Annotated in this window: 21 protein-coding genes; 7 read left to right on the top strand and 14 right to left on the bottom strand. The window is 65.5% G+C overall.

Annotation, left to right across the window (positions count from 1 at the left end):
• The first annotated feature begins 104 nt into the window (after positions 1-104).
• Positions 105-731, top strand: coding sequence for a TetR/AcrR family transcriptional regulator (locus AB0M74_RS23425; protein ID WP_366528408.1), 627 nt, complete (start codon positions 105-107; stop codon positions 729-731).
• Between the two features lie 152 nt (positions 732-883).
• On the top strand, positions 884-1,684 hold the full coding sequence (locus AB0M74_RS23420; RefSeq protein WP_366528407.1) for a DUF6319 family protein: 801 nt from the start codon (positions 884-886) through the stop codon (positions 1,682-1,684).
• Here the strand turns inward: AB0M74_RS23420 and AB0M74_RS23415 are convergent, their stop codons facing one another.
• Genes AB0M74_RS23415 through AB0M74_RS23405 form a run of 3 tightly spaced genes read right to left on the bottom strand, consistent with a single transcriptional unit; the run spans position 1,685 to position 4,376 of the window.
• Positions 1,685-3,217 (bottom strand): GGDEF domain-containing protein, encoded by a 1,533-nt coding sequence (locus tag AB0M74_RS23415; RefSeq protein ID WP_366528406.1) that lies wholly within the window; start codon positions 3,215-3,217, stop codon positions 1,685-1,687.
• A complete protein-coding gene (locus AB0M74_RS23410; RefSeq protein WP_366528405.1) occupies positions 3,217-3,789 on the bottom strand; it encodes a hypothetical protein in 573 nt (190 codons plus the stop codon). The genes AB0M74_RS23415 and AB0M74_RS23410 overlap by 1 nt, the downstream gene beginning before the upstream one ends.
• Positions 3,786-4,376: a pyruvoyl-dependent arginine decarboxylase gene (locus AB0M74_RS23405; protein WP_366528404.1), complete on the bottom strand. Its 591-nt coding sequence runs from the start codon at positions 4,374-4,376 to the stop codon at positions 3,786-3,788. Before AB0M74_RS23405 ends, AB0M74_RS23410 begins: the two co-directional genes overlap by 4 nt.
• Positions 4,377-4,553: 177 nt before the next feature.
• Between AB0M74_RS23405 and galK the strand changes: the two genes are divergently transcribed.
• The 3 genes from galK (at position 4,554) to AB0M74_RS23390 (ending at position 7,852) form a co-directional block, all read left to right on the top strand.
• A complete protein-coding gene (gene galK / locus AB0M74_RS23400; protein WP_366528403.1) occupies positions 4,554-5,672 on the top strand; it encodes a galactokinase in 1,119 nt (372 codons plus the stop codon).
• A gap of 218 nt (positions 5,673-5,890) precedes the next feature.
• Complete coding sequence (locus AB0M74_RS23395; protein ID WP_366528463.1) at positions 5,891-7,588, top strand: sodium:solute symporter family protein; 1,698 nt, start codon at positions 5,891-5,893, stop codon at positions 7,586-7,588.
• Between the two features lie 12 nt (positions 7,589-7,600).
• On the top strand, positions 7,601-7,852 hold the full coding sequence (locus AB0M74_RS23390; RefSeq protein WP_366528402.1) for a hypothetical protein: 252 nt from the start codon (positions 7,601-7,603) through the stop codon (positions 7,850-7,852).
• A 6-nt stretch (positions 7,853-7,858) separates the two neighbouring features.
• Here AB0M74_RS23390 and AB0M74_RS23385 read toward each other — a convergent pair whose 3' ends face one another.
• The 7 genes from AB0M74_RS23385 to AB0M74_RS23355 form a co-directional block, all read right to left on the bottom strand.
• Positions 7,859-8,143 (bottom strand): hypothetical protein, encoded by a 285-nt coding sequence (locus AB0M74_RS23385; RefSeq protein ID WP_366528401.1) that lies wholly within the window; start codon positions 8,141-8,143, stop codon positions 7,859-7,861.
• Positions 8,144-8,228: 85 nt separating this feature from the next.
• Entirely contained in the window at positions 8,229-9,140 is a 912-nt protein-coding gene (locus tag AB0M74_RS23380; protein WP_366528400.1) for a hypothetical protein, read from the bottom strand.
• A gap of 203 nt (positions 9,141-9,343) precedes the next feature.
• Entirely contained in the window at positions 9,344-10,054 is a 711-nt protein-coding gene (locus tag AB0M74_RS23375; protein WP_366528399.1) for a hypothetical protein, read from the bottom strand.
• Positions 10,055-10,191: 137 nt separating this feature from the next.
• Complete coding sequence (locus AB0M74_RS23370) at positions 10,192-11,673, bottom strand: PepSY-associated TM helix domain-containing protein (RefSeq protein WP_366528398.1); 1,482 nt, start codon at positions 11,671-11,673, stop codon at positions 10,192-10,194.
• A 295-nt stretch (positions 11,674-11,968) separates the two neighbouring features.
• Positions 11,969-12,532, bottom strand: a complete 564-nt coding sequence (locus AB0M74_RS23365) for a hypothetical protein (RefSeq protein WP_366528397.1) — start codon at positions 12,530-12,532, stop codon at positions 11,969-11,971.
• Positions 12,533-12,654: 122 nt separating this feature from the next.
• Positions 12,655-14,313, bottom strand: a complete 1,659-nt coding sequence (locus AB0M74_RS23360; protein WP_366528396.1) for an acyl-CoA synthetase — start codon at positions 14,311-14,313, stop codon at positions 12,655-12,657.
• 231 nt (positions 14,314-14,544) lie between these two features.
• Complete coding sequence (locus AB0M74_RS23355; RefSeq protein ID WP_366528395.1) at positions 14,545-16,170, bottom strand: acyl-CoA synthetase; 1,626 nt, start codon at positions 16,168-16,170, stop codon at positions 14,545-14,547.
• Between the two features lie 197 nt (positions 16,171-16,367).
• Here AB0M74_RS23355 and AB0M74_RS23350 point away from each other — a divergent pair, with 197 nt between their 5' ends.
• The gene (locus AB0M74_RS23350) at positions 16,368-17,039 is read left to right on the top strand and encodes a hypothetical protein (RefSeq protein WP_366528394.1); all 672 of its coding nucleotides are present in this window, start codon (positions 16,368-16,370) and stop codon (positions 17,037-17,039) included.
• Between the two features lie 71 nt (positions 17,040-17,110).
• On the opposite strand, the gene AB0M74_RS23345 is transcribed toward AB0M74_RS23350, so the two are convergent.
• Both AB0M74_RS23345 and AB0M74_RS23340 read right to left on the bottom strand, forming a co-directional pair.
• Positions 17,111-17,608 carry a winged helix-turn-helix domain-containing protein gene (locus AB0M74_RS23345; RefSeq protein WP_366528393.1) on the bottom strand — a complete coding sequence of 166 codons (498 nt, stop codon included), beginning with the start codon at positions 17,606-17,608 and terminating at the stop codon, positions 17,111-17,113.
• A 141-nt stretch (positions 17,609-17,749) separates the two neighbouring features.
• Positions 17,750-18,385 (bottom strand): hypothetical protein, encoded by a 636-nt coding sequence (locus AB0M74_RS23340; RefSeq protein ID WP_366528392.1) that lies wholly within the window; start codon positions 18,383-18,385, stop codon positions 17,750-17,752.
• Positions 18,386-18,637: 252 nt separating this feature from the next.
• Here AB0M74_RS23340 and AB0M74_RS23335 point away from each other — a divergent pair, with 252 nt between their 5' ends.
• Positions 18,638-18,877, top strand: coding sequence for a hypothetical protein (locus tag AB0M74_RS23335; protein WP_366528391.1), 240 nt, complete (start codon positions 18,638-18,640; stop codon positions 18,875-18,877).
• A gap of 104 nt (positions 18,878-18,981) precedes the next feature.
• On the opposite strand, the gene AB0M74_RS23330 is transcribed toward AB0M74_RS23335, so the two are convergent.
• Together AB0M74_RS23330 and AB0M74_RS23325 are read right to left on the bottom strand one after the other, a co-directional pair.
• Positions 18,982-20,211 carry an acyl-CoA dehydrogenase family protein gene (locus tag AB0M74_RS23330; RefSeq protein WP_366528390.1) on the bottom strand — a complete coding sequence of 410 codons (1,230 nt, stop codon included), beginning with the start codon at positions 20,209-20,211 and terminating at the stop codon, positions 18,982-18,984.
• Positions 20,212-20,321: 110 nt separating this feature from the next.
• On the bottom strand, positions 20,322-21,713 hold the full coding sequence (locus AB0M74_RS23325; protein WP_366528389.1) for an acyl-CoA dehydrogenase family protein: 1,392 nt from the start codon (positions 21,711-21,713) through the stop codon (positions 20,322-20,324).
• Positions 21,714-21,818: the final 105 nt, after the last annotated feature.

Genomic DNA, 21,818 nt, shown 5'->3' with positions numbered 1-21,818 from the left:
ATGTCTAGTGAAGACATCGGCCCGCCTGGGTCGGACGTACACTTACTCACCGGAAGTCGCACGTCAGCAATAGTTTCCCGACCCACGCGAGGTAGCCGCTCACCATGCCAACGAAGTCGAAACAGACCGGCACCAGCCTGCGGGACGAACAGAAACAGCAGACCAGGGCCAAGCTGCTGGAAGGCGCGAAGAACCTGTTCAGTACCCAGGGCTACGCGGCCGTCCGGGTCGACGACATCGCCGCCGCCGTCGGCTGCAGCCGGGCAACGTTCTACCTACATTTCGCCGGCAAGCTCGAGGTGCTGCGCGCGGTCGCCGAGCAGAGCACCGCGCCGAGCGCACTGCACTTCTATGAGGATCTGGACCGTGTCCTCGACACCGGTTCGCGCGTTGAGTTCGTCGCCTGGATGACCCGCGCCATCGGCTGGTTCCAGGAATACAAGGACCTGCTGCCCGCGTGGGACGAGGCCACCGCGCTCGAACCGGAATTCCGTGACGTCGCCCGCCAGGGCATCGCGGCGCTGCCCAACGCGATGACGTCCTACCTGGCGCGCTGGCCTGCCGATCGTCAGGACGAGGCCCGTCTGCGGGTGGAACTGCTTGTCGCGCAACTCGAACGCTTCTTCACCCGCTGGGCCATGCAGGGCACCATCGACGTGACGGCCGACCAGGCCGCGGACGTCCTCGCCGACATCTGGTTTCCGGCTCTGCAAGCACCGCGGGAACGGTAGCCCCGGCGCGGGATCTCGAATGTAGCTCAGGATTCGCTGGACTTGCGGCCCTGGTGTTTCCGATGGTCGATGTGGTGGCAGCTTGCGAATCTGTCGGTAGCGTGCGGCATCATCTGTGCACGCAGCCATCCACGAATTCGCTCGGAGTCACCATGCCCTCGTCCAGAACCAAACCACAGCCCTTGTCGGACACTGAGATTCAGCAGATCGCCACGGACATTGCCGGCGGCCGACCGCCGATGGTGTGGTTCACCGCTGCCGCGGTGGGCGTGCCGGAAGGGCGATCGGGGAAGGTGCTCGAACTCGATGATCCGTCCGTAGGAGACTTCCTGCGAGTCCGTCCGACCGGATCGAAGGATGTACTGTCCTTTTCTCCTACCGAAGTGACGTTGACCAAGCCGCCCCGCGCGGCGACCGCATCCACAGCCCAGCCGAAGTCGACAACCAGGAAGGAAGCCCCCGTGACCCAGCCGTCGACCTTGACGAGCGTTGCGACACCGTCCACCCCGAGTCCCGGCTCGCTCGCAACCAGCACGGCGACACCGTCGATGCCCAAGCCAGGCCCTGTCGCTTCCGGAACGAGCGAAGGCGACAACGCCGCCAAGTCCGCCGCCGCCAAGCAGCCCGCCGCGGGCGCGCCCGGCGCGAAGCCCGCCGCCAAGGCGCCCGCCGCCGCGCGCAAGGCGAAGACGCCGGAGGTCACCGTGACGCTGACCGGAACTGCCGACGGCGAGTGGTCGGTCGATGTGATCAGCGGTAAGAAGCGGGCCGTGCGTGGTCTACCGGTGGCGAGCTCGGCGGTGGCGCAGGCCGCCAAGGTGCTGCATCCAGAGGTCGCCGAGGTGGTGGCCGGAATTCTCGACGCGGCGCGCGAGGTGCAGCAGGTCAAGGTCGCGCAACTGGCGGCGGAGCTGGAGGAGGCCAAGCGCCTGCTCGAGGAACTGACCGACTGATCAGACGGCGGTGCTCGTCGACCGAGTGGCGGGGCGCCAATTCCGGCGCCCCGCATCGGGGGCCCCGTGCCGCACCTCGTCGTGGAACGCGTAGCCCAGCGAGTACTCCTTCGCGTGGTACATCGCCGAATCCGCGTCTCGGATGAGGTCGTAGATGCTGGCGTCGTAACTGCGCGGGCTGCCGCAGGCGATCCCGACACTCGCGGTGATCGGGATCTCGCCCGCGCTCAATTCGAAGGGGCGCACGAACGCGCCCAACAGTCGTTCGGCGAGCATGGCTGCCTCTTGTCTGCCCAGCGGCGCGAGCACCACGAATTCGTCACCGCCGTAGCGCGCCACCACGTCCTCGCGGCGGATCACCCGCCGAATGCGCGAGGCCGCATTCGCGATCAGCTCGTCGCCGACGGCATGGCCGTAGCTGTCGTTGACCATCTTGAAGCCGTCCAGGTCGATGAACAGCAGGCTCAGCGGTTGTTCGAGCCAGTGCTCGTGATTTCGATTGAGCGCGCGCAACAGGGCGGACCGATTCAGCAGTCCGGTCAGCATGTCGTGGTCGGCCTGATACTGCGCGCGGCGCTCGCTGCGGGCGCTGCGCACGATGGCGCGTTCACTGCGTGCCAGGACGCCGATGAGCAAAAGCGCGAACAGCGAAGAGACGACCACCCGGTCGAGAGTGTCGAGGCTGGACCCCACCACCGGAACCAGGGACGCCATGATCAGCGCGACCGCGATGACACTGGCGCGCTGCCGCGAATGATGGGGATGGATGCGACGCGGTGCGCCGAGGCAGGCCATAGTCGGATGCAGCGCCGCGACGCCCACGGTGATGTAGGCGGCCAGCAGCGGCGCGAGCAACACATCCCGCCTGATCGTCGCGGTGCCGACGGTCTCCAGGCTGTAGCCGAGATCGCCGAGCAGCACCGCGATCAGGCCGCAGTGCAGTAGCCGCAGCGAGGTCTCCGAGCGGGTCGCCGTCGCCACCGAATGCGCGACCATGGTCAGCAGTAGTGCGTCGAGTATCGGATAGATCGCCGCCACGACGGTGTTCATGGTCGTGGCATGGGACTGCAGGATCGGCGAGATGAGAAAGGTCCAGGAAGCCAGCAGTGCGCCGAGTCCGATGAGCCCGGAGTCCAGCAGCAGTTCGTAGTTGTGCCGGACCTGGCGTGGCCGCAGCCACAGGGTGGCCGCGACGCCGACGGCGAGATAACCGGCCAGCGTGAACAAGTCGTCGATGGGATGCATGGAGTGCTCGTCGATGCCGCGCAGGACCGTACCGGTGGCGAACAACAGCGCCGACGCCGCGATCAGATACCAGGGCAGCGGCTGCGGCGGGCGATGACGCCGGAGGCCGAGGCCGATCATGGCAAGGGCTCCCACCACCACGGCCAGCATCGTCACCAGCGAGAGCAACGGCGAATCGACGGTGATGTTCAACCCGATCACAGTCGAACCGACACCGAAAAGTAGTGCGTACCATCGTAATCCGACATTGTGGCGCCGGCTCGTCGACTGCTCTTCGGTCAGTGTCATCAGCCCCCCTTTGTCGCTCCATCCCCTGTGAACCGAGCTGCATAGTAGGTCTGCGAATCTTCCACCGCGACTTCGACGTTCGCCTCTTGCTCATCGAGCACTGCTCGGATGCTGTCGGCGAACGAGAACCGAGTGTTGTTGTACGAGCAGATGTCCCAGCCCACCGCCGCGCGCTCGGCCACAAGCACCTGGACAACTGATTTGATCATGGCATGGAACGCGGCCCCCTGTCGGGCACTTGATGCAACAAGGGTGAAACCGGCGTAGTAGATCGCTTGGCGTGCGGCATGCTCCGGATAGCGTGCGGCGAAATAATCGGGGCTGATCCACGGCACCGTCTCCAGATGCCGGGTCAGCGTCGTCACTCCGATGGGTTCTCCCGTGGCGGTGCGCGCGACATGCTTGAGCACGCGGGGGTCGACCATCTCCGCGCGGAACTCGGCATGGTGCAGCACCTGCCGGGCGATCGCCTTGGTGCGCAGCGGGCCGAAGGCCTCCTCGTAGAGCAGGTGGAACATCTCGATCCGGTCGTCGGGGATCGTGGTTTCGACGGTGACGTGCAGTTCGCTCATCGTCCGGTCCATGGGGTGGTGTGGTAGGCGGCGAGCACCATGGCGCAGGCCGGGTCGCCCTCGGAGCGGGTCTCGCTGGTGCACAGCTGGATCGGTCCGAAGCGTTCGGGCCGGTTGGCGGTCATATCGGCGAGGCTGGACCGGATCAGCAACTCGACCTCCTCGACCGTCTCCGCCTCGTGCTCGACGAAAAGTCCAGCACCGGAATGGTCATCGCGCAGTACCCAGCCGATGCCCGCGGCGGCCCGGCTGCCGTTGCCGATCGCGTGCTGTGCCGCGTAGACGCAGTAGAGCCGATCACCCCAGGGGATCGGCTTACGGACGCGGGCGGTGCGCTCCAGGATGGCGTGCGGTGGGATCACCGATGACAGGCGAATCAAGTTGGCATCACCCACTCCCAGATCGCGCAGTGCCGCATCGAAGGCCGACATGGTTGTCGGGCCCACCCCGGTCGCGGCGCCGATCTCGATCGTCAGTGGTGCCGCTGGCAATTGCCGGTCGTCGCGATCCGGCCTGCCGAGGGGCGGTAGCAGTCGATCGATCCACTGCAGCCCGAGTAGGCCGCTGCGTGGGGTCGTAGGAATCATAATGCCCTCCCGAAACTGTCGGCCGATTTTGCAGGCCGATATTGCGTCAAAATCGACTCTGCGTCACGACGGTCGATCGCGCACGCACACCGCCCGAAAGCGGTGCTCCTGCGGCGTGTCTCGTAACGTGTGCCCTCGAGCCGTCAGACACACTCCGAATCGACGAAGCGAGGACCAGTGCAGAAGTGGGTGGCGCCGGGGCGGGTCAACATCATCGGTGAGCACACCGACTACAACGAAGGCTTTGTGTTGCCCATCGCCTTACCGCTGGTTGTCGAGTGTTTCGCCGTAGTGCTCGACACCGGGGATGTGCGGGTGGTCTCGCGCCAGCGGCCAGGGGACCGGGTGCTCGCCGGGGTGGGCGCGCTTGCCGCCGAACGGGATCGAGTGCCTGCCTGGTCGCGGTATCCGCTGGGCGTTGTGTCCGAATTCGTGCGACGCGGGCATAGGATCGCCGGCGTCGACATCGAACTCGACGGTGCGGTGCCGATCGGTGCCGGGCTGTCCTCGTCGGCGGCGTTGTCGTGTGCGGTAGCAGTCGCGCTGCGAGATCTGTTCGCGCCGAGGGTCACTGATCGGGAGCTGATCGATATCGCCCGCGCCGCCGAGAACGACTACGCCGGTGCGCCGACCGGACTACTCGATCAGTCGGCATCGATCCTGTGTACGGCAGGTCACGCACTGTTTCTGGATGTACGTCGTTTCACGCACCTGGCCGCTGGCACCGCCTACGAACAGATCCCCTTCGATCTGGACCGTTTCGGGTTGGAACTACTCGTGATCGATACCGGACAGGCACACGAGTTGGTCGACGGCGGCTACGCCGCCCGGCGCGCGCAATGCGACGCGGCGGCCACGGAACTCGGCGTCCCTGCGCTCCGGGATATCGACACCATCGACGCGCTCGAACGCCTCACCGACCCGATACTGCGGCGCCGGGCCCGGCATGTGGTCACCGAGAACGCGCGCGTATTGATGATTGCCGAAATGTTGCGCGATGGTGCTGACCCGCGCTCGATAGGCCCGATCCTCAGCGCCGGGCACGCCTCGTTGCGCGATGATTTCGAGGTCTCCACGCCCGCTGTGGACGCGGCTGCCGCTGCGGCGGTCGATGCGGGATCGCACGGCGCGCGCATGGTCGGCGGCGGGTTCGGCGGCAGCGTTATCGCTCTGGTGGATCGTGAGCGCACAGCGGACGTCGTGGAGGCGGTAGGAAATCGCTTCGCCCGTGCGGGTTTCGCTGATCCGCGCACCTTCGTCGTGGTGGCGGGCCCTGGCGCACACCGCGTCGATTGAGCGACCGTCCAGGTTTTGTGCGTGATTGTGCTGCGGTAATGCGGCACAATCACCGACAGTAGGTAGTAGCCGCCACCATCGGCGGGCGACGGGACAGATCGCGCCGCCACACGCACGACGCATGACCCCGCTCGACGCTCGGTTTCATCGCCTGGAGGGACGCCGCTGTGCCGCTTGCCGATTCACCCGTGTTCAACTCCGCGCTCGACGTCGCGACCGTGCATCTCGATGCGGCATCGAGCCTGCAACTGGATGCGAATCCCGTCGACTATGCCCTGGTTGCCCTGTATTTCGTCTTTGTGATCGGCATCGGGCTGCTGGCCAGGCGGCGTGTCTCCTCCAGCATCGACTTCTTCCTGTCCGGACGTTCGCTGCCCGCCTGGGTGACCGGCCTCGCTTTCATCTCCGCCAACCTCGGCGCGGTCGAGATCATGGGCATGTCGGCCAATGGCGCGGAGTACGGCTTCCCGACCTTCCACTACTTCTGGATCGGCGCGGTGCCGGCCATGCTGTTCCTCGGCGTGGTGATGATGCCGTTCTACTACGGCTCCAAGGTGCGCAGTGTGCCCGAGTTCATGCGCAGGCGGTTCGGCACCGGTGCACACCTGGTGAACGCATTGAGCTTCGCGATCGCGCAGGTGCTCATCGCCGGAGTGAACCTGTATCTGCTCGGCACCATTGTGAATGTGCTGCTCGGTTGGCCGCTGTGGGTTTCGGTGATCGTTGCGGCGGTGATCGTGTTGTCCTACATCACCCTCGGCGGTTTGTCCGCGGCGATCTACAACGAAGTGCTCCAGTTCTTCGTCATCGTTGCCGCGTTGCTGCCGCTCACGCTGGTCGGTCTGCACAAGGTCGGCGGCTGGGCGGGGCTGCGCGACAAGGTGACCGCGTCGCCGGGTGGTGCGGCACAGCTGGAGTCGTGGCCGGGCAATGCGCTCAGTGGCTTTTCCAACAACCTCCTCTCCGTGGTCGGCATCGTGTTCGGGCTCGGGTTCGTGCTCTCGTTCGGGTACTGGACCACCAACTTCGTCGAGGTGCAGCGGGCGCTGGCGACGCACTCCATCTCGGCGGCGCGGCGCACTCCGATCATCGGGGCGTACCCGAAGATGTTCATCCCGCTGATCGTGGTGATCCCCGGCATGATCAGCGCCGTTCTGGTGCCCCAGATGGCCGAGTACAAGGACCAGGTGACCGCGAATCCGGACTACACCGGGGATGTCACCTACAACCAGGCGCTGCTGTATCTGATGAAAGACGTATTGCCGAACGGACTGCTCGGTGTCGGGCTCGCCGGCCTGCTCGCGGCGTTCATGGCGGGCATGGCGGCCAATATCTCTGCCTTCAATACGGTATTCAGCTACGACCTCTGGCAGCAGTATGTCCGTCGTGATCGGCCGGACCACTATTACCTCGACGTCGGCCGCCTGGCTACCGTCGGAGCCACCGTCGCCGCGATCTTCACCGCGTTCATCGCGGGGAATTTCAGCAACATGATGGACTACCTGCAAACGTTGTTCAGCTTTTTCAACGCGCCGTTGTTCGCGACGTTCATCCTCGGCATGTTCTGGAAGCGGATGACACCGACCGCGGGCTGGATGGGTCTGGTTTTCGGAACCGGTTCGGCCATTGTGGTTTTCATTCTGCACAAGACCGACGTCTTCGAATTATCCGGCCAGGGATCGAGTTTCGTCGCTGCCGGTGTCGCCTTCTTCGTCGACATCGCCGTCAGTATCGCGGTCACCATGGTGACCCGGCCGAAGCCCGCTGCCGAACTCGTCGGCCTGGTCTACTCGGAAACCCCGAAGGAAATGCGCACCGATCCCGAGTCCGATGCCCTGCCCTGGTACCAGCGCCCGGTCCTGCTCGCCGGCATAGCCTTCGCCCTGGTCATCGCCCTCAACATCATCGTCGGATAAGGAGGCCAGCCGATGCTTTTCGACATCCGCACCATCGTCGGCGCCCTGCTCGGCAGCTACGGCGTCATCCTCATCATCACCGGCCTCGTCCACGACACCGCCGCCGAGGAAGCCAAAACCGGCGGCATCAATATCAACCTCTGGTCCGGCATGGGAATGGCCGCAGTAGCCTTGGTCTTTCTGGTCTGGGTGCTACTGCGGCCGGTCGTCCCACCGACCCCTGAACCTCCGGTCACCGAGGAGGATTCGTCAGCCGACGCGTGAGGTTCGTCAGGTCCCTTCGCTGAAGAGGTCGGTGATCGTGGTGGCGGTTATGCAACGGTCGAACCATCGATCGATCCGGTCGCCATCGAGGCAGGTGGTGATGCGGAACCTGACGTCGTCCGGTACTGCGATGGCACGTCGATCGAGGATGTGCAGGATGGACCGTGCGCGGCCTTGGATACGGCCCTCCGCAAGGCCAATGACACGGCCTTCCGCAAAGCCGATGGCATAACCTTCCGCTCGGATTCGTTGGGACGTTTCTGAGCGGAAGAAGGACAGATCAATGGGCATCGGTTGTTGCCTCCCGGTTCGGTGCCCCGATCAGATTTGGCTGAATGCGTTGTGCTGCAGTGCTTATCGACCCCTGATTTCGAGGTCAGGTCTCGTCGGTGAAGAGATCGGCGATTGTGATCGCGGTGAGGGATCGGTCGATCCAGGTATTGAGCCGGTCTTGGTCTGTGCAAGCCTTGATCCGGGCGCGTGTGTCGTCATCGATGACGATGCCGCGACGATCCAACACCCGCAGCAGGCCGTCCGCGATGCCTTCGGCGTGGCCCTGGACGATGCCTTCCGCGCGCCCCTGCTCGACGCCCTCCGCACGCAGGCGTTGGGACGTTTCCGAGCGGAAGAACGACAGATCCATGGACATCAGTTTCCTCCAAGTCTCGATGGCCGGGCTATTGCCGAGGCCGAGTTCGGTGAGTTCGGCGAACAGCTGGGCCTCGTCGGTGTTGCCGATGTCTCGCAACGCGGTGACCAGTGCCTTCAGTATGGCACCGATGCCGGGAGCTTTGGCGTGCGTGATCGCCGACAAAGCGGCGAGCGGAATGTCTGCGGCCGCGGTTTCGACATCGGTGACCTCCGGCACGTTGTGCGGGCCCAGCATCAGCGGCCGAACTACCAGGCTCGACCATTGTGGTGGACCCAGCTGCCATGGGCCTGCCGCCCAGGTCGCGGTCGATTGGTCCTGGCATACGACAAGTAGCCCCGGTGGCAGGCCGAACTTGGCGAGCAGGTGTGACAGGTAGTACGCCCAAGATGCTGGTTTGTCCGGATCTTTGTCGCCCTGGGCTTCCACCAGCAGCAGGAATGGCCCGCGGGCGGTAACGATTCGCATGACGGTGTCGACCCGCCGTTCGATCGGCCTGGCTTCGGTGAGATCGGTCGATAACAACGCGACCTCCAGCGGGTCGTCGAAGGGGAGGGCCAGTTCGTGGAATGCGCGTGTGAAGACTCCTGGATCGTGTTGGAAGAGCCGGTGCATCGCCTCATGCGGGGAGCGGACCATGGCGGCCAGGTTAGCGAGTTTTATCGCAAATATGTTCGATCGAATCAGATGGGTCGGCGCGGAGCGGCGAGTTTGCCGACACACCGGGTGGGTGTCGCGCAACTCGCCAGCAAGTTGGGCGGACGTATGAGAAACCCCGTCCGGTGGCGTGACCGGACGGGGTTGTGGGTGCTGAATTATGTTGTGCGGTGAGGTGTTCCGGACTACTTGGCAGGCGGAACGAACGGCTGGTTGGTGGTGGTGAAGTACTGGATTGCCGCACCGATCGCGACCGGAGCCGTCACAAAGATCTGGCCGGTGACGGTGCCGATGGCTCCGACAAGGGCGATGCCCGCGACGCAACCCACGGCCGCCGCGGGGAGGAACGGGCCGAACAGGCCGATGATGGTGCCGCCGACGGCGACACCGCCGAGGATGCCGCCGAGGACGCAGCCGACGGCCGCGCCGCCGAGGCCGCCGACCAGGGTGCCGATCGAGGCGCCCATGCCGATGGTGCTGGCCATGCGGCTCCAGGCGGCCTGCTCGCGATCGTATTCGGTCTTCCACGGCGCTTTGTCCTCGAAGGGGAGGGTGACCGGCTTGTAAACGGCGTGTGTCAGGTCCATTTGTGGCGTGAGAGTCGCTGTGCGCCCGGAGATTTCGGCAACTATCGGGAACTCGAACTCGTCGACGCGGAACGTCAGTGGGGTGCCCGCGACGACGGTGCCGTCGGCGGCCTTGATCTTGAAAACGCCGCCTTCGACGCTCAGCGAGCCCCTGTCGGTTTCGATGAGCGATGACTCGTCGGTGGCTCGAGCGGTGAATCCGATGGCAATCGACTCGGTGGTCAGCGAGTCGGCGTGGCCGGTGCCTGCGGCGATGCCCACCGCGGTCGTCATGAATGCGGCGGCCAGGGCGAACTTGGTGATCTTCATGGTGGTAGTCCTTGTGAGGGAATTCGAGGCATGGCGAAACAACGGCCATACCTGTGAGGTTCGGTAGGTCGTTTCGGTAACACCGGAGTCGTTGCCCCGGCGTGTAATCGCCAGGGCCCCGGTGGATCAGAAGTGGGTTATGCGGTGGCGCGAACGCGTCCGAGGAGACCGATCACCAGATCGATCGCGAGGAAGGCGAGCAGGCTCAGCCCGACCAGCGGGACGAACCAGCCGACCACCAGTGCGGCGGCAACCAGCGGCACCGCTAGCCACGGTGAGGTTGTGCGCAGCACGCCTCGGCGTGGAGCGCGGCCCATGGTGATCGGCGATCCATCGCGAGTCGGCCTGCGGTTCCACCACATCAGATAACCGCGCACGATGACGGTGATCAGGCCGATCATCACCGCGAGCAGCAGCAGCTGGTTGAGCAGGCCGAACATCAGACCCATATGGAACTGGATGCCCCAGTTGGTGAGCTTGGCCATCAGCGGCCAGTCGGCGTAGGCGAGCTTGTCGGTGACCGTGCCGGTGGCGCCTTCAACGGCGACTGCGTCGACGGTATACACGCCGGGCATTCGTCGTTCCTTCACCACAAACGCCTTACCGGGCATGGCCGGGATACTGATCTCGGCCGCTTCGGTCACACCATCTGCACGCGCCGTGTCGTAGACCCGATCGACCTGAGCGATTCGATTACTCGGATCGACAGGCGCGGGCATCTCGTGACCGCCGCCGTGGTGGTGATCGCCGCCTGCCGCGGGAGCGGGCGAGGTGGTGTCCGCGCCCGGCAGCGCGGTGCTCACAGCGGGGGTGGTCCAGCTCAGCTGCTGGCGCAAGTCGGTGATGTTCTCACCGGCATAGGTGGACCAGGTCATACCGGTCGCCGACAACAGCAGCACTACCGGCAGCGTCCAGACACCTACGGCGCCATGCCAGTTCAATCGTCTGCCCCGGCCGCCCTGTGAACGGTCGGGAACCAGCAGCCAGGCCGCCGAATTGCGGTTGCGGCGACTGTGGACCCGGCGCAACCACAGCACCAGACCGCCGAGCGCGATGATCCACAGCCAGGACGCCGCGAGCTCGCTGTAGAGGCGGCCAGGCTCGCCGAGGTGCAGATCCCGGTGCAGCTGGTCGATCCAGGTGCGCATCGGCAGTGCGCCCGAGCTGCCGTAGACGACCGAGTCGCCGACGGGCTGTGCGGTGTAGGGATTGACGAACACCGCGCGGCGGTCGGACTCACCGAGTGACGGGTCGGTGAAGATCACCCGGGTGGTGTCCTGCGCACCCGGTGCGGGGGCGACTGCGACCAGCGCTAGATTCGGCTGGGTTGCGACGGCCGCGTTGATCTGTTCCGACAGTGGCTTCGGCGTGCCACCCGGATCGACCTGGAGCAGATCGCGGGAAACGATTGTTTCGAGCGTCGGTGCGATCGCGTAGAGCGCACCCGTGACCGCGGCGATCAGGATGAAGGGGGCGATGAAGACGCCCGCATAGAAATGCAGCCGCATGGCAAGGGGGTAGAGGCCGTTGCGACGGCGGGTTGATTTTTCCGGTGCGCTGGATTCCGATGGTGGCGCCCCCGATTCGGTATCGGGAGGACTGGCGTCGGTGATGCTCATGTTCGATTCGTTTCTGGAGTTCAGGGAACCCGGATACCTGTCGCCGCACCGTCGAGGAAGCCGACGGCGGGTCGGCCGCACTGTTGCGGCTGGACCGAAGTCGGCAGGCGATGGCCGGTGGCTTCGCGCAGGCACCGCACCAGCGGTGAATGACCTTCTGCGGCCGATGTTTTCGGCGTCCGCGACGACTATGCGAAGCGAAGGCGAGACAGTATCGGCCCGCAGCTGGAAGTTTGCCCAGGCGGCGGCAGCGACGCACGAGCAACGCGGCTCGGGCACCGGGTAAAGGAATTGGTCAGAGACGAACCGCGCGTGGCGGACCGCGGGTCCGCAGCGATTCGGCGGCGAAGACTCGCAGAATGACACGGTCGCGATGGGTCTCACGCAGCTGCGCGGGACCGGCGATCGCAGGCGGGTGATAGCGCATCGGCAGCACGCGCGCCAGCACGGCGCAGCCGATCAGGTAGGCGGCCTCGGCGCCGCGGATCGCCGCGGTGGCTAGCACAGCGGCGATGCTATGTGCGGTGAACATGGCAGGAGTGAGCTGCGCGTCGCCGTGATGAATATGCCCTGAACTCCAGCCCATGGCGAGGTGTCCGAGCAACTGACCTGCGACGAGTGCCGCGACAAGCCCGGTCGAGGTGTCCCGCAGTAGTGGGAGACCGGCCACCAGCGCGCCGATCGCCGCAGCGGCGGCAGCCAGCAGCACCAACGTGGTGCCATTCGGTGTCATCCCGTCGGACGCCCACCCGTGCGCCGCAACCGAAACCGCCCCCGAGACCGATCCGGCCGCGGCGCCGCGCAACCGCGCGACAGCACTGCGTTTTCCCGCAACATCGCGGCCGGACTCGATACTCACCCGCTGATGATAACTGACAGGTAACGCACCGAATCTCGAGATAGTCGACACCCGAAATCGCACGCTATCCGCAGCTTCCATCTGGAAACAATCATGCCCCCACCGGTTTGGACGGTGGTCATCTATCCACCGTCGACCACCATCTCGATGAGCGGCTTGCGCAGCAGCTTGCCGGTGGCGTTGCGGGGCAGCTCGTCGAGGAAGATCACCTCGCGAGGCACCTTGTAGCGGGCCAGGTTCGCCTTGACGAAGTCCTTGATTTCCTGGGCGTCGCGCTTGGACTCCGGGCCCGGAACCACGAACGCGCGCAGTCGCTTTCCGAATTCCCGGTCCTCGACACCGACCACGGCGGCCTCGAAGATATCCTCGCGGCCCGCGATGAGGTTCTCGACCTCGAGCGGGTAGACGTTCTCGCCGCCGGAGACGATCATGTCGTCGTCACGCCCATCGATGTAGAGCAGGCCATCGGCGTCGAAGTGCCCGACATCGCCGCTGGACATCATGCCGTCGACGATTTCCTTGGTGCGGCCATCGGTGTAGCCGGTAAAGGCGAAACCGTTGTCCACGAAGATGGTGCCGGTGACGTTCGGCTCGGTGATCGGCTCGCGGTTCTCGTCGAGCAGCACGATGCGGATACCGACCGGCGCCTTGCCCGCGGTGGTCGGGGCTTTGCGCAGATCTGCTGGGGTCGCGACCGTCATGACGGCGCATTCGGTGGAGCCATAGAGGTTGTAGAGGCTGTCGCCGAAATAGTCGAGCGTGCGGGTGACGACGTCGGGAGCGATCGCCGAGCCCGCGGCGAAGATCACCTTGATGGTGCTGGGGTCGTACTTCGCCAGCACGTCGTCGCCGAGATCGAGAATGCGCTGCAGCATGGTCGGAACCACGACCAGCGAATCCGCCCGGTACTGCATGATATTCGCGAGCGTCTGCTCCGGGTCGAACCGGCGCTGCTGGAAGATCACCCGATTGCCCAGGGCCAGGCCGATGGTGAACTGCGAGAGCCCGGTGCCGTGGAAGATCGGCGCCGCCATGATCATGGTGCCGTTGTTGGGCAGCGGCACCCGGTCGACGAACTGAGCCGAGGCGAACGGGCTCACCCGGTCGCGTGGCGCGCCCTTCGGGGTACCGGTGGTGCCACTGGTCAGGATGACCATGCCGCCCGGCTTGGCGGGCGCGGGCAGCGGTTCGGTGGAACGATCCGCGATCAGCGCTTCGATGGTGGGGATCGACGGATCGGCATTGTCCTTCGCGTCGACCCAGGTGAGCACCCGGGGGATCTCGGCGGGGATCGCGCTCATCAGGTCGAGGAATTCGCTGTCGTGCAGCACAGCTTTGACGTTCTCGCGCTGAGAGACATCGGCGAACTGCGGTTTCGCGAAGCCGGTGTTCATCAGGACCGTGCGGACGCCGAGCTTGCCCGTTGCGAGCAGGCTCAGCACCATGCCGCGATGATCGCGCGCCAGCAATGCGACCACGTCGCCGGGCTCGATGCCCTGCGACTGCAGGCCGCGTGCCAGTGCGCTCGACTGCTCGTTGAGCTGACCGAAGGTCATCTCGCCACGTTCGTCGACGATGGCGGCCGCGCCCGGTCGGGTCTGGGCCGCATGCATCACGACACCGGCGAACGGGCCGAACTTGAGCACGTTGAACGCTGATCGCGCCGCGTGATCGGGCCGGAGCGGGTTGAACAGGTGCCGCTTGACCATGACGTTCACGCCCTGGGCGAAATCGCCCGCCTTTCGGACAGAGCCATTCAACGCGGGCAGGGATAGAGACATTCGACAACGCCTTCCGCGGTCCGCCCCACCGGGACCGGGGGTGGGTGTGGACCGCAACTTCGAGATCCAGTGCTGCCGCTAACAATAGCAAGCAACTGTGACGTAGTGTGTCATGTATCTCAATCGGGCGATTCGGCCAGCTCACAACGCTTTTTCCGGGGCAGTGCCGGTCAGGATGCGGCGCAACAGCCTTCCCAGCACTGACACGTCGGCGCGATCACGGCCATCCGCTCAGGTCTGTACCTCGTACTCGACGAGCACGCGACGCAGTAGTTTTCCGGTGGGGTTGCGGGGCAGATCGTCGAGGAAGACCACGTCGCGCGGCACTTTGTACCTGGCGAGATTGTCCTTCACATAGGTCTTGATCTCCTCGGCGTCCGGCGTCGGACCGGGTTCCGGAACGATGAAGGCGCGCAACCGCTTACCGAACTCGACATCGTCGACGCCGACGACCGCGGCGTCGAAGACGTCGGGACGCTCCAATAGCAGGTTCTCGACCTCCTGCGGGAAGACGTTCTCGCCGCCGGAGACGATCATGTCGTCGTCGCGGCCGTCGACCATCAGTAGCCCGTGCTCGTCGAAATGGCCGACGTCGCCACTGGACATATAGCCATCGATGATCTGTTTGTGACGACCATCGGTGTAACCCTCGAAAGGCGCACCGCTGCGAATGAAGATGCGGGCGGTCGTGTTGATCCCGGTGACCTGCTTGTCGTTGTCGTCGTAGAGCCGCACCTCGCAGGTGATCGGCGCCCGACCGACCGTGCCGGGCGCGAGCGCGAGATCCTCCGGGTTGGCGACGGTGGCGACCGCGCATTCGGTCGAGCCGTACAGGTTGTAGAGAACAGGCCCGAATACCTGCGTGGCCTTGACGCACAGCTCCGGTGAGAGTGCCGAGCCTGCCAACAGGATGCACTTCAGCGAGGACGTGTCGTACTTGGCACGGATCTCGGGGGGCAGCTCGGTCATCCGGTGCAGCATGGTCGGCACCGCCACCAGCATTTCGGCCTGGTGGTCGGCGATCATCTTCAGCGTCGCTTCGGCGTCGAACCGGCGGCGCACCACCACCTTGTTGGTCATCGCCGAGGCGACCAGATAGGTCCCGAGACCGGTGCTGTGAAAGATCGGCGACACGATGACCTGGGTTCCCCTGACCGGGAACGGGATTCGATCGACCATCTGAGCAGTGGCCAGCGGGGTCACCTTGCTGCGCGGTGCGCCCTTCGGTAGGCCGGTGGTACCGCTGGTGAGGATGACGAAACCGCCTGGCTTGCTCGGCGCGGGCAGCGGTTCGGTCGAGTTGGCGGCGATGAGATCGTCGAGTGTCTGCGCGCCGTCCGGCAGTGTGGCGCCTTCGTCGACCCAGGTGAGGTAGCGCGGCAGGTCGGTGGGCAGCGCGTCCAGCAGGCCGAGGAACTCGCTGTCGTGCAGCACCGCCTTGACCTTCTCGCGCTCGCAGACCTCGGCGAACTGCGGCTTGGCGAAACCGGTATTCATCAGCGCGACCCGAACGCCGAGCTTGCCGGCGGCGGCCATGGCCAGGATCAGGCCGCGATGGTCGCGCGCGAGGACGCCGATCACCGAGCCCTCGGTCAGGCCGGCAGGCCGCAGCCCGCGCGCGATGGCGGTCGACTGCTCGTCGAGTTCGCGGTAGCTCAGCTCGCCGCGCTCGTCCACCAGCCCGGGCGCATTCGGCGCGATGCGTGCGGAGTGCCGTATCAATGTCGCCTGTGGGCCGTAGATCTGGGACTCTTTCATCGTCCGCAGTGCCTCGCCCGGCCTGCGCGGATCGCTGACTCCGCGGGCCCGCAGCACTCCCAGTGCCTTGATTGTTTCCAAGGCATGCGCCAACTTCATCGTCGAACCACCTCCACCAAGAACTCGCGTCGGTTCTCGACCTAGCGATATCGAACAGGCGTGTATGCCAGCTCACCGTATCAGCGGCAGTGGGACGGATCACACAATGTCGATAAACCGGCGGTCGACGGTCGGTCTGTGGCGCGTGCCACTGCGCACGACGCGCCTTCCCGCAGCGTGCCGTTAAGGTTCGGAGCATGCGTATCGCGGCCGTCGCGGCCATCGTTCTGCTGTCGGCCGGTTGTGCTGCGGAAAAGGATCATCGGTCGCCTGCGGTCCCGAGCTCGACCGGGGTAACGTCGGTCGGGCCGTCGGCATCGTCGATGCGGTCGGCTCCGACCGTCGGCGCGTCGGTGGCGGATCTGGAGTCGTGGACCCGGGCGGGTAGTGCGGCCGATCCGGCGGGGTACCGCACCGCCCGTCTGGACAGCGGTGCGGTGACCGAGCTGAACGGTGACCGCGCCTTTACCAGTCCCTCGGGAAAGATCAGCTGTATCACCGACTACGAGCATGGTGATCAAGGCGTGGTCTGCCTCGTCGAGTTGAAGAATCCACCCGCCAAACCCCACAGTGGCATCGGCAACTGGAAGGGCGGCTGGATCCGCTACACCGGCGGCAAGCTGACTGTCGGCGCATTCCGCGGCGATCCGGGTCCGTTCGTGCAGGGGCGCGGTCCCGAATTGCCCTACGGCAGTATGTTGCCCATTCGCGACTTCACCTGTCGCATGGACTCCAGCGGCCTCACCTGTGTGAATCCACAGGCCGGCTCGGGTGTGCAGATGAGCGATGCGGGCGTCATCCCGTTCGGGTGTCTGAAGGAGCAGGTGGCGACCCCGAACGACAACGCGGGCGTGCTGTTCGGCTGCTAGCCGGCAGGAGAAGGCGTGGTGTTGCCACCGCGACTCCGCTTATCCCGTAAGCGATTCGGTCGCCGACCGAGTCAACGCCGCGCGCTGGCCAGCGCGACCAGCAGCGGCACGACCCGGCCCTCCGGCACTTCGAAACGCCCACGGCCGGCGGTGTGCAACCAGCCGACGGCGGCCAACTGCCGCAGATGGTGATACACCTGACCGGAGGTTCCGACCCCTTCGAGCCCGACGAGTTCGGCCGCGGTCCTGCGGCCACCCATCACCTCACGCAGCAGCCGCAGTCGTACCGGACTGCCGAGGGCCGCCAGACATTCGGCTGCCTCGGACCAGTCGTCCTCGATGATCTCACCAGTGGTGAACTGTGCCTGCCACCCGTAATGCTCATCGGTAGGTAGTCGCACCGACCCGGCGAACAGCACCCCACCGTTGGGCTCGTCGGCGTCGGAGAAATCCTCCTGCAACCGTTGTACCGCCCACTTCTCCGTCGATGCGTCCGCGCGCCGACTGTCGCCTGCCTCCAAAACGCTGAGCCGTCGTTCCAGCTCCGCGACCCGTTCCTCTAGACCCACGCCCCAAAATTACGGAACTACGTAATGCCGGACAAGTGGACAACTTCGCGCCCCGTCGTGCCGTTCGGCATGGTGTAACAGGCGAGAGCCGATGCGCGTCCAGGACAGACTCGCATCGGCTCTCGGAGGTGGTGGGAACGGTTAGTTGTAGACCGCGCCGAAAGACGGCGTGGAGATGGTGCCGAGCTGGTACTGGTATCCGTCGGGGTTCGCCTCGCTCACCGGGACCGGCCAGCGGTGCCACAGGGTTCCATACACCGCGGCCACGATCATGCCGCCGCCGGTGCTGATGGCCCGGGTGCGAATGGTGGTGTCCACAGGGGCATTGTTGTGCTCGGTGAGCACTTCGGTGCCGCTGCGGCCGTTGGACAGGTTGACCCACGTCGCCTCGAGCCTGGCTCCGCTCTGGTTCGGTGCGATTGTGCCTGGGCCGCCGAAGAATCCGATCCGGAATCCGTCGACGCCGAGCGCGAGGCCGGTGCCGTAGGCGCCGGGGCCGCCACCGCGGCCGATATCGGATTGCGCCGGCATCTGGAACGGTTGTGCGGGCAATGCCACCTGCTCGGCGGTGGTCACCTGGCCGCCGGAGGCCATCAGCCGATCCACGGCCTGCTCGGCCACCGGATTCCCCGCGGCCACGGCCCGCAGTTGCCCAACCGCCGAGTTCCAGTCGACCTGCACCGGATCGGCGGCGGCCTGACCTGTGAATACGACAGCGACTACGGTCGTTGCCGCGAGTGCGGCACTGATGCGACGTATCAAACCCAACTTGTGCATAACCAGTCTCCTTGAGGGGTCTTGGTACAGCTCGGTGGAAATTCGTCCGCTGAATTCTGGACTCAACGCAGGCGTTACGTTAGGCAAACCCGTGCGTGTGCAGCAACGTAACGGATTGCGCTGTCGAAAGACCGCACCGGGTGGGCATGTCTCTCGGAAATCCGGAAGAATTCGGCTGTCGCGGGAGTGCGGGTCGTCCTACGCTGAGGTCTTTCGTCCGCGCGTGCAGTGGCGCGGTAGTACGGGAGTTCCATGGCTACAGGCGATTTCAGTTACGTCAATGCATCAGGTGACGACTTCACCCTGCGTGACCCGCCGAGTGGTGAAAGGTGCACGCTGATCGGTGGGGCAATGCACGTGCTCAATCAAACGAACGCCAGCGCGACGCTGGGCAGGGCAGCCGGCCGAGCGGGCTCCCAGCTGGTGATATACCCGGGCGCATCCGGAAGTTTCGGCGGCGCCGCCGTGCCGGATCTGGTGATCTTCGACTAGCAAGACCTGGCGCTCGGCACCGGGTCCGGCGCGCAACAGAAAACCGGTGCGAGTCGTGGTATCGACCCGCACCGGTTTCGCTTGCTGCACTTACTACTTCAGCATCACTTCAGCTCGGCGCTGGTCTTGCCCAGCACCCGCCGCGCCACGATGAGCTGCTGGATCTGCTGGGTGCCTTCGAAGATGTCCAGGATCTTCGAGTCGCGGCCCCACTTTTCGAGCAGGGTGCGCTGCGAGTAGCCGATGGCGCCTGCGAGTTCGACGGCCTTCAAGGTCACGTCGGTGCCGGTGCGGCCCGCCTTGGCCTTGGACATGGAGGCTTCCAGAGAGTTCGGCTTCTTGTTGTCGGCCATCCACGCCGCGCGCAGCGACAGCAGGTAGGCGGACTCGTAATCGGCTTCCATGCGCAGGAATTCGGCGGCTGCGGCGTGCTGGTTGTTGGCCGGGGTGTCGTAGGAGATCTCGACACCGGCGTCGGTCAGGATTGCGCGCAGCTCCTCGAGGGCGGCGCGGGCGACACCGACGGCCATGGCGGCAACGAGCGGCCGGGTGTTGTCGAAGGTCTGCATGACCCCGGCAAAGCCCTTCTCCACGTTGACTTCCGGGCTGCCGAGGATGTTGTCCTTCGGAATCCGGCAGTCCTGCAGCAGCAGTACGGCCGTGTCGGACGCCTTGATGCCGAGCTTGTGCTCGAGCCTGGCCACCGAAAGGCCGGGGGCGTCGCGCGGCACGACGAACGACTTGATCGCGGCGCGGCCGAGACTACGGTCGACCGACGCCCACACCACGATGTGGGTGGAGCGCTGGCCCGCGGTCACGAAAATCTTCTCGCCGTTGAGAACCCACTCGTCGCCGTCGAGGACGGCGGTGGTGGTGACGGCGGCCGAGTCCGAGCCGAAAGATGGCTCGGTAATGGCCATGGAGGCCCACACTTTGCCGAAACGCTTCAGCTGCTCGTCGGTGGCGACGGCCGCGATGGCCGCGTTACCCAGACCCTGGTAGGGGATCGAGAGCATCAGGCCGACGTCACCCCAGGAGGTCTCGAGGGCGTTGAGCAGCGCGGACATATTGCCGCCGTTGGTGTTTCCGAGCAGCTCGGTGGCATGGCTGTCGGATTCGCTGTTCTCCGAGCGGCCACCGGCCGCGCCGCCGATCTTCTGGGTGCCGGAATCGGCGAGGCCCTCGACCATGGCGGCCATAGTGTCCAACTCGACCGGGTAGTCGTGTTCGCCGAGGTCGTACTTGCGCGAGATCGGACGGAAGATTTCCGAGGCGACCTGGTGGGCCTGGTTGGCGCTGGCCCGAAGCTTCTTGGGGAGTTCGAGATTGATCATGGAATGTCTCCTGTGTTGATTGGCGGCGCTCGCTAGCCCTGCGTGGTTACGCTGCGCTACCTCCTCCGGGCCTGACGCTCGCGCCGCCGGAAGGTAAGGAACCAGCCGGTTTAGATGAGCACGACACCTTCGGCGACGCCGATGGCCCGCAGATCGCGGTACCAGCGCTCGACCGGGTGTTCCTTCGTGAAGCCGTGGCCACCGAGCAGTTGCACGCCATCGAGGCCGATCTGCATGCCCTTGTCGGTCGCGAGCTTTCTTGCCAGCGCCGCTTCGCGTGCGAACGACAGGCCCTGCTCCGCGCGTGACGCACCCCGCAGGGTCACGAGCCGGAGGCCGTCGAGTTCGATGGCGATATTGGCGACCATGAAGGCGACCGCCTGGCGGTGGCTGATCGGCTCGCCGAAAGCCTCGCGCTCGTTCACATACGGAATCACATAGTCCAGCACGGCCTGGCCGGTGCCGATGGCCAGCGAAGCCCAGCCGAGGCGGGCGAGGCGTACCGCGTCCGCGTACTCCTCGGCGCGCTGCACGGCGTCGCTGTCACCGAGGATGGCGTCGGCGCCGACCGCGACATTGTCGAGGATTACGCGGCCGAGGCCCGCGGCACGCAGACCCATGCTCGGGTCGGCCTCGACGACCAGGCCCTGGGTGTCGGACGGCACGATGAACAGGGCAGGCCGGCCGTCCAGCTCGGCGGCGACAAGGAACAGTTCGGCATCCGCCGCGGCGGGGACCAGGCTCTTCACGCCGTTGATGCGGTAGCCGCTGGGTGAGCGAGTTGCCTTGGTCTGCAACGCGAACGGATCGAACAGGGCCCGGGGCTCGCTGATCACGACGGCGGCCTGCGGGACGTTCTCGCCGGTGAAGGCGGGCAGGTAGGTCTGCTGTTGAGCGTCGGTGCCCCACTGGGAGAGGGCAACCGCGACGCCGCTCGGCGCGAGGATCGGCAGGGCCAGGCCCATGTCGCCATGCGCGAGGGCTTCGGCGACCAGCGAGTTGGTGACCGCGCCTCGCTCGGCGGCCGCGCCCTCGAGCTCCTCGGGCACGTTGATGAGGGTGATGCCGAGTTCGGCGGCCCGCTCGAGCAGGTCGCGCGGGGCCTTGGCGGCGCCATCGGCTTCATAGGCGGCCGGCCGCAGGATCTCGGCGGCGAATTCCTTCACCGTCTCGACGATCATCTGCTGCTCGTCGCTGGGGGTGAGGTCGAAGAAATCCTTGTTTTTCGACTCGTTGTCCGCCAGCCGCTTCGGTGTGCCGCTGCCGGCGACCTTGGCGAAGGCGCGGGTGGCCGCACCGAGAGTGCGGAAGCCGGTCTTGGTGCCTTCGTAGGTGACTCGCTCGATCGGCTTGCGCAGGTTGTACTTCTCGGCGAGTTCCGAACCGGTGAAGGTCGTCATGATCCGCATGGCCGCGCCCATCCAGTCCCGCTTGGGATGGTTCAGGCCAACAGCGGACGTGTCTGGACGTCGCGTCGTTGCGCTGTCTCGAGTACTCATCATCACCTGTTTTCTCGGGTGGGTGGGGTGAGGTCTTGTCCCAGCTATCTTACTCCTCAGTAAGGCTATCTTACTCCAGAGTAAGAACCCCGTCGAGGTGCAGCTTAC

Source organism: Nocardia sp. NPDC051463, from assembly GCF_040681975.1.
GTDB lineage: Bacteria > Actinomycetota > Actinomycetes > Mycobacteriales > Mycobacteriaceae > Nocardia.
Note: the sequence above shows the minus strand (reverse complement) of the source record. Positions and strands in the feature narration are given on the sequence as shown.

What these genes read in the sequence shown, in the direction of transcription:
- AB0M74_RS23425 (WP_366528408.1), top strand. Translation starts at nt 105, where the DNA reads ATGCCAACGAAGTCGAAACAGACCGGCACCAGCCTGCGGGACGAACAG.
- AB0M74_RS23420 (WP_366528407.1), top strand. Translation starts at nt 884, where the DNA reads ATGCCCTCGTCCAGAACCAAACCACAGCCCTTGTCGGACACTGAGATT.
- AB0M74_RS23415 (WP_366528406.1), bottom strand. Translation starts at nt 3,217, where the DNA reads ATGACACTGACCGAAGAGCAGTCGACGAGCCGGCGCCACAATGTCGGA.
- AB0M74_RS23410 (WP_366528405.1), bottom strand. Translation starts at nt 3,789, where the DNA reads ATGAGCGAACTGCACGTCACCGTCGAAACCACGATCCCCGACGACCGG.
- AB0M74_RS23405 (WP_366528404.1), bottom strand. Translation starts at nt 4,376, where the DNA reads ATGATTCCTACGACCCCACGCAGCGGCCTACTCGGGCTGCAGTGGATC.
- AB0M74_RS23390 (WP_366528402.1), top strand. Translation starts at nt 7,601, where the DNA reads ATGCTTTTCGACATCCGCACCATCGTCGGCGCCCTGCTCGGCAGCTAC.
- AB0M74_RS23385 (WP_366528401.1), bottom strand. Translation starts at nt 8,143, where the DNA reads ATGCCCATTGATCTGTCCTTCTTCCGCTCAGAAACGTCCCAACGAATC.
- AB0M74_RS23380 (WP_366528400.1), bottom strand. Translation starts at nt 9,140, where the DNA reads ATGGTCCGCTCCCCGCATGAGGCGATGCACCGGCTCTTCCAACACGAT.
- AB0M74_RS23375 (WP_366528399.1), bottom strand. Translation starts at nt 10,054, where the DNA reads ATGAAGATCACCAAGTTCGCCCTGGCCGCCGCATTCATGACGACCGCG.
- AB0M74_RS23370 (WP_366528398.1), bottom strand. Translation starts at nt 11,673, where the DNA reads ATGAGCATCACCGACGCCAGTCCTCCCGATACCGAATCGGGGGCGCCA.
- AB0M74_RS23360 (WP_366528396.1), bottom strand. Translation starts at nt 14,313, where the DNA reads ATGTCTCTATCCCTGCCCGCGTTGAATGGCTCTGTCCGAAAGGCGGGC.
- AB0M74_RS23355 (WP_366528395.1), bottom strand. Translation starts at nt 16,170, where the DNA reads ATGAAGTTGGCGCATGCCTTGGAAACAATCAAGGCACTGGGAGTGCTG.
- AB0M74_RS23350 (WP_366528394.1), top strand. Translation starts at nt 16,368, where the DNA reads ATGCGTATCGCGGCCGTCGCGGCCATCGTTCTGCTGTCGGCCGGTTGT.
- AB0M74_RS23340 (WP_366528392.1), bottom strand. Translation starts at nt 18,385, where the DNA reads ATGCACAAGTTGGGTTTGATACGTCGCATCAGTGCCGCACTCGCGGCA.
- AB0M74_RS23335 (WP_366528391.1), top strand. Translation starts at nt 18,638, where the DNA reads ATGGCTACAGGCGATTTCAGTTACGTCAATGCATCAGGTGACGACTTC.
- AB0M74_RS23330 (WP_366528390.1), bottom strand. Translation starts at nt 20,211, where the DNA reads ATGATCAATCTCGAACTCCCCAAGAAGCTTCGGGCCAGCGCCAACCAG.
- AB0M74_RS23325 (WP_366528389.1), bottom strand. Translation starts at nt 21,713, where the DNA reads ATGATGAGTACTCGAGACAGCGCAACGACGCGACGTCCAGACACGTCC.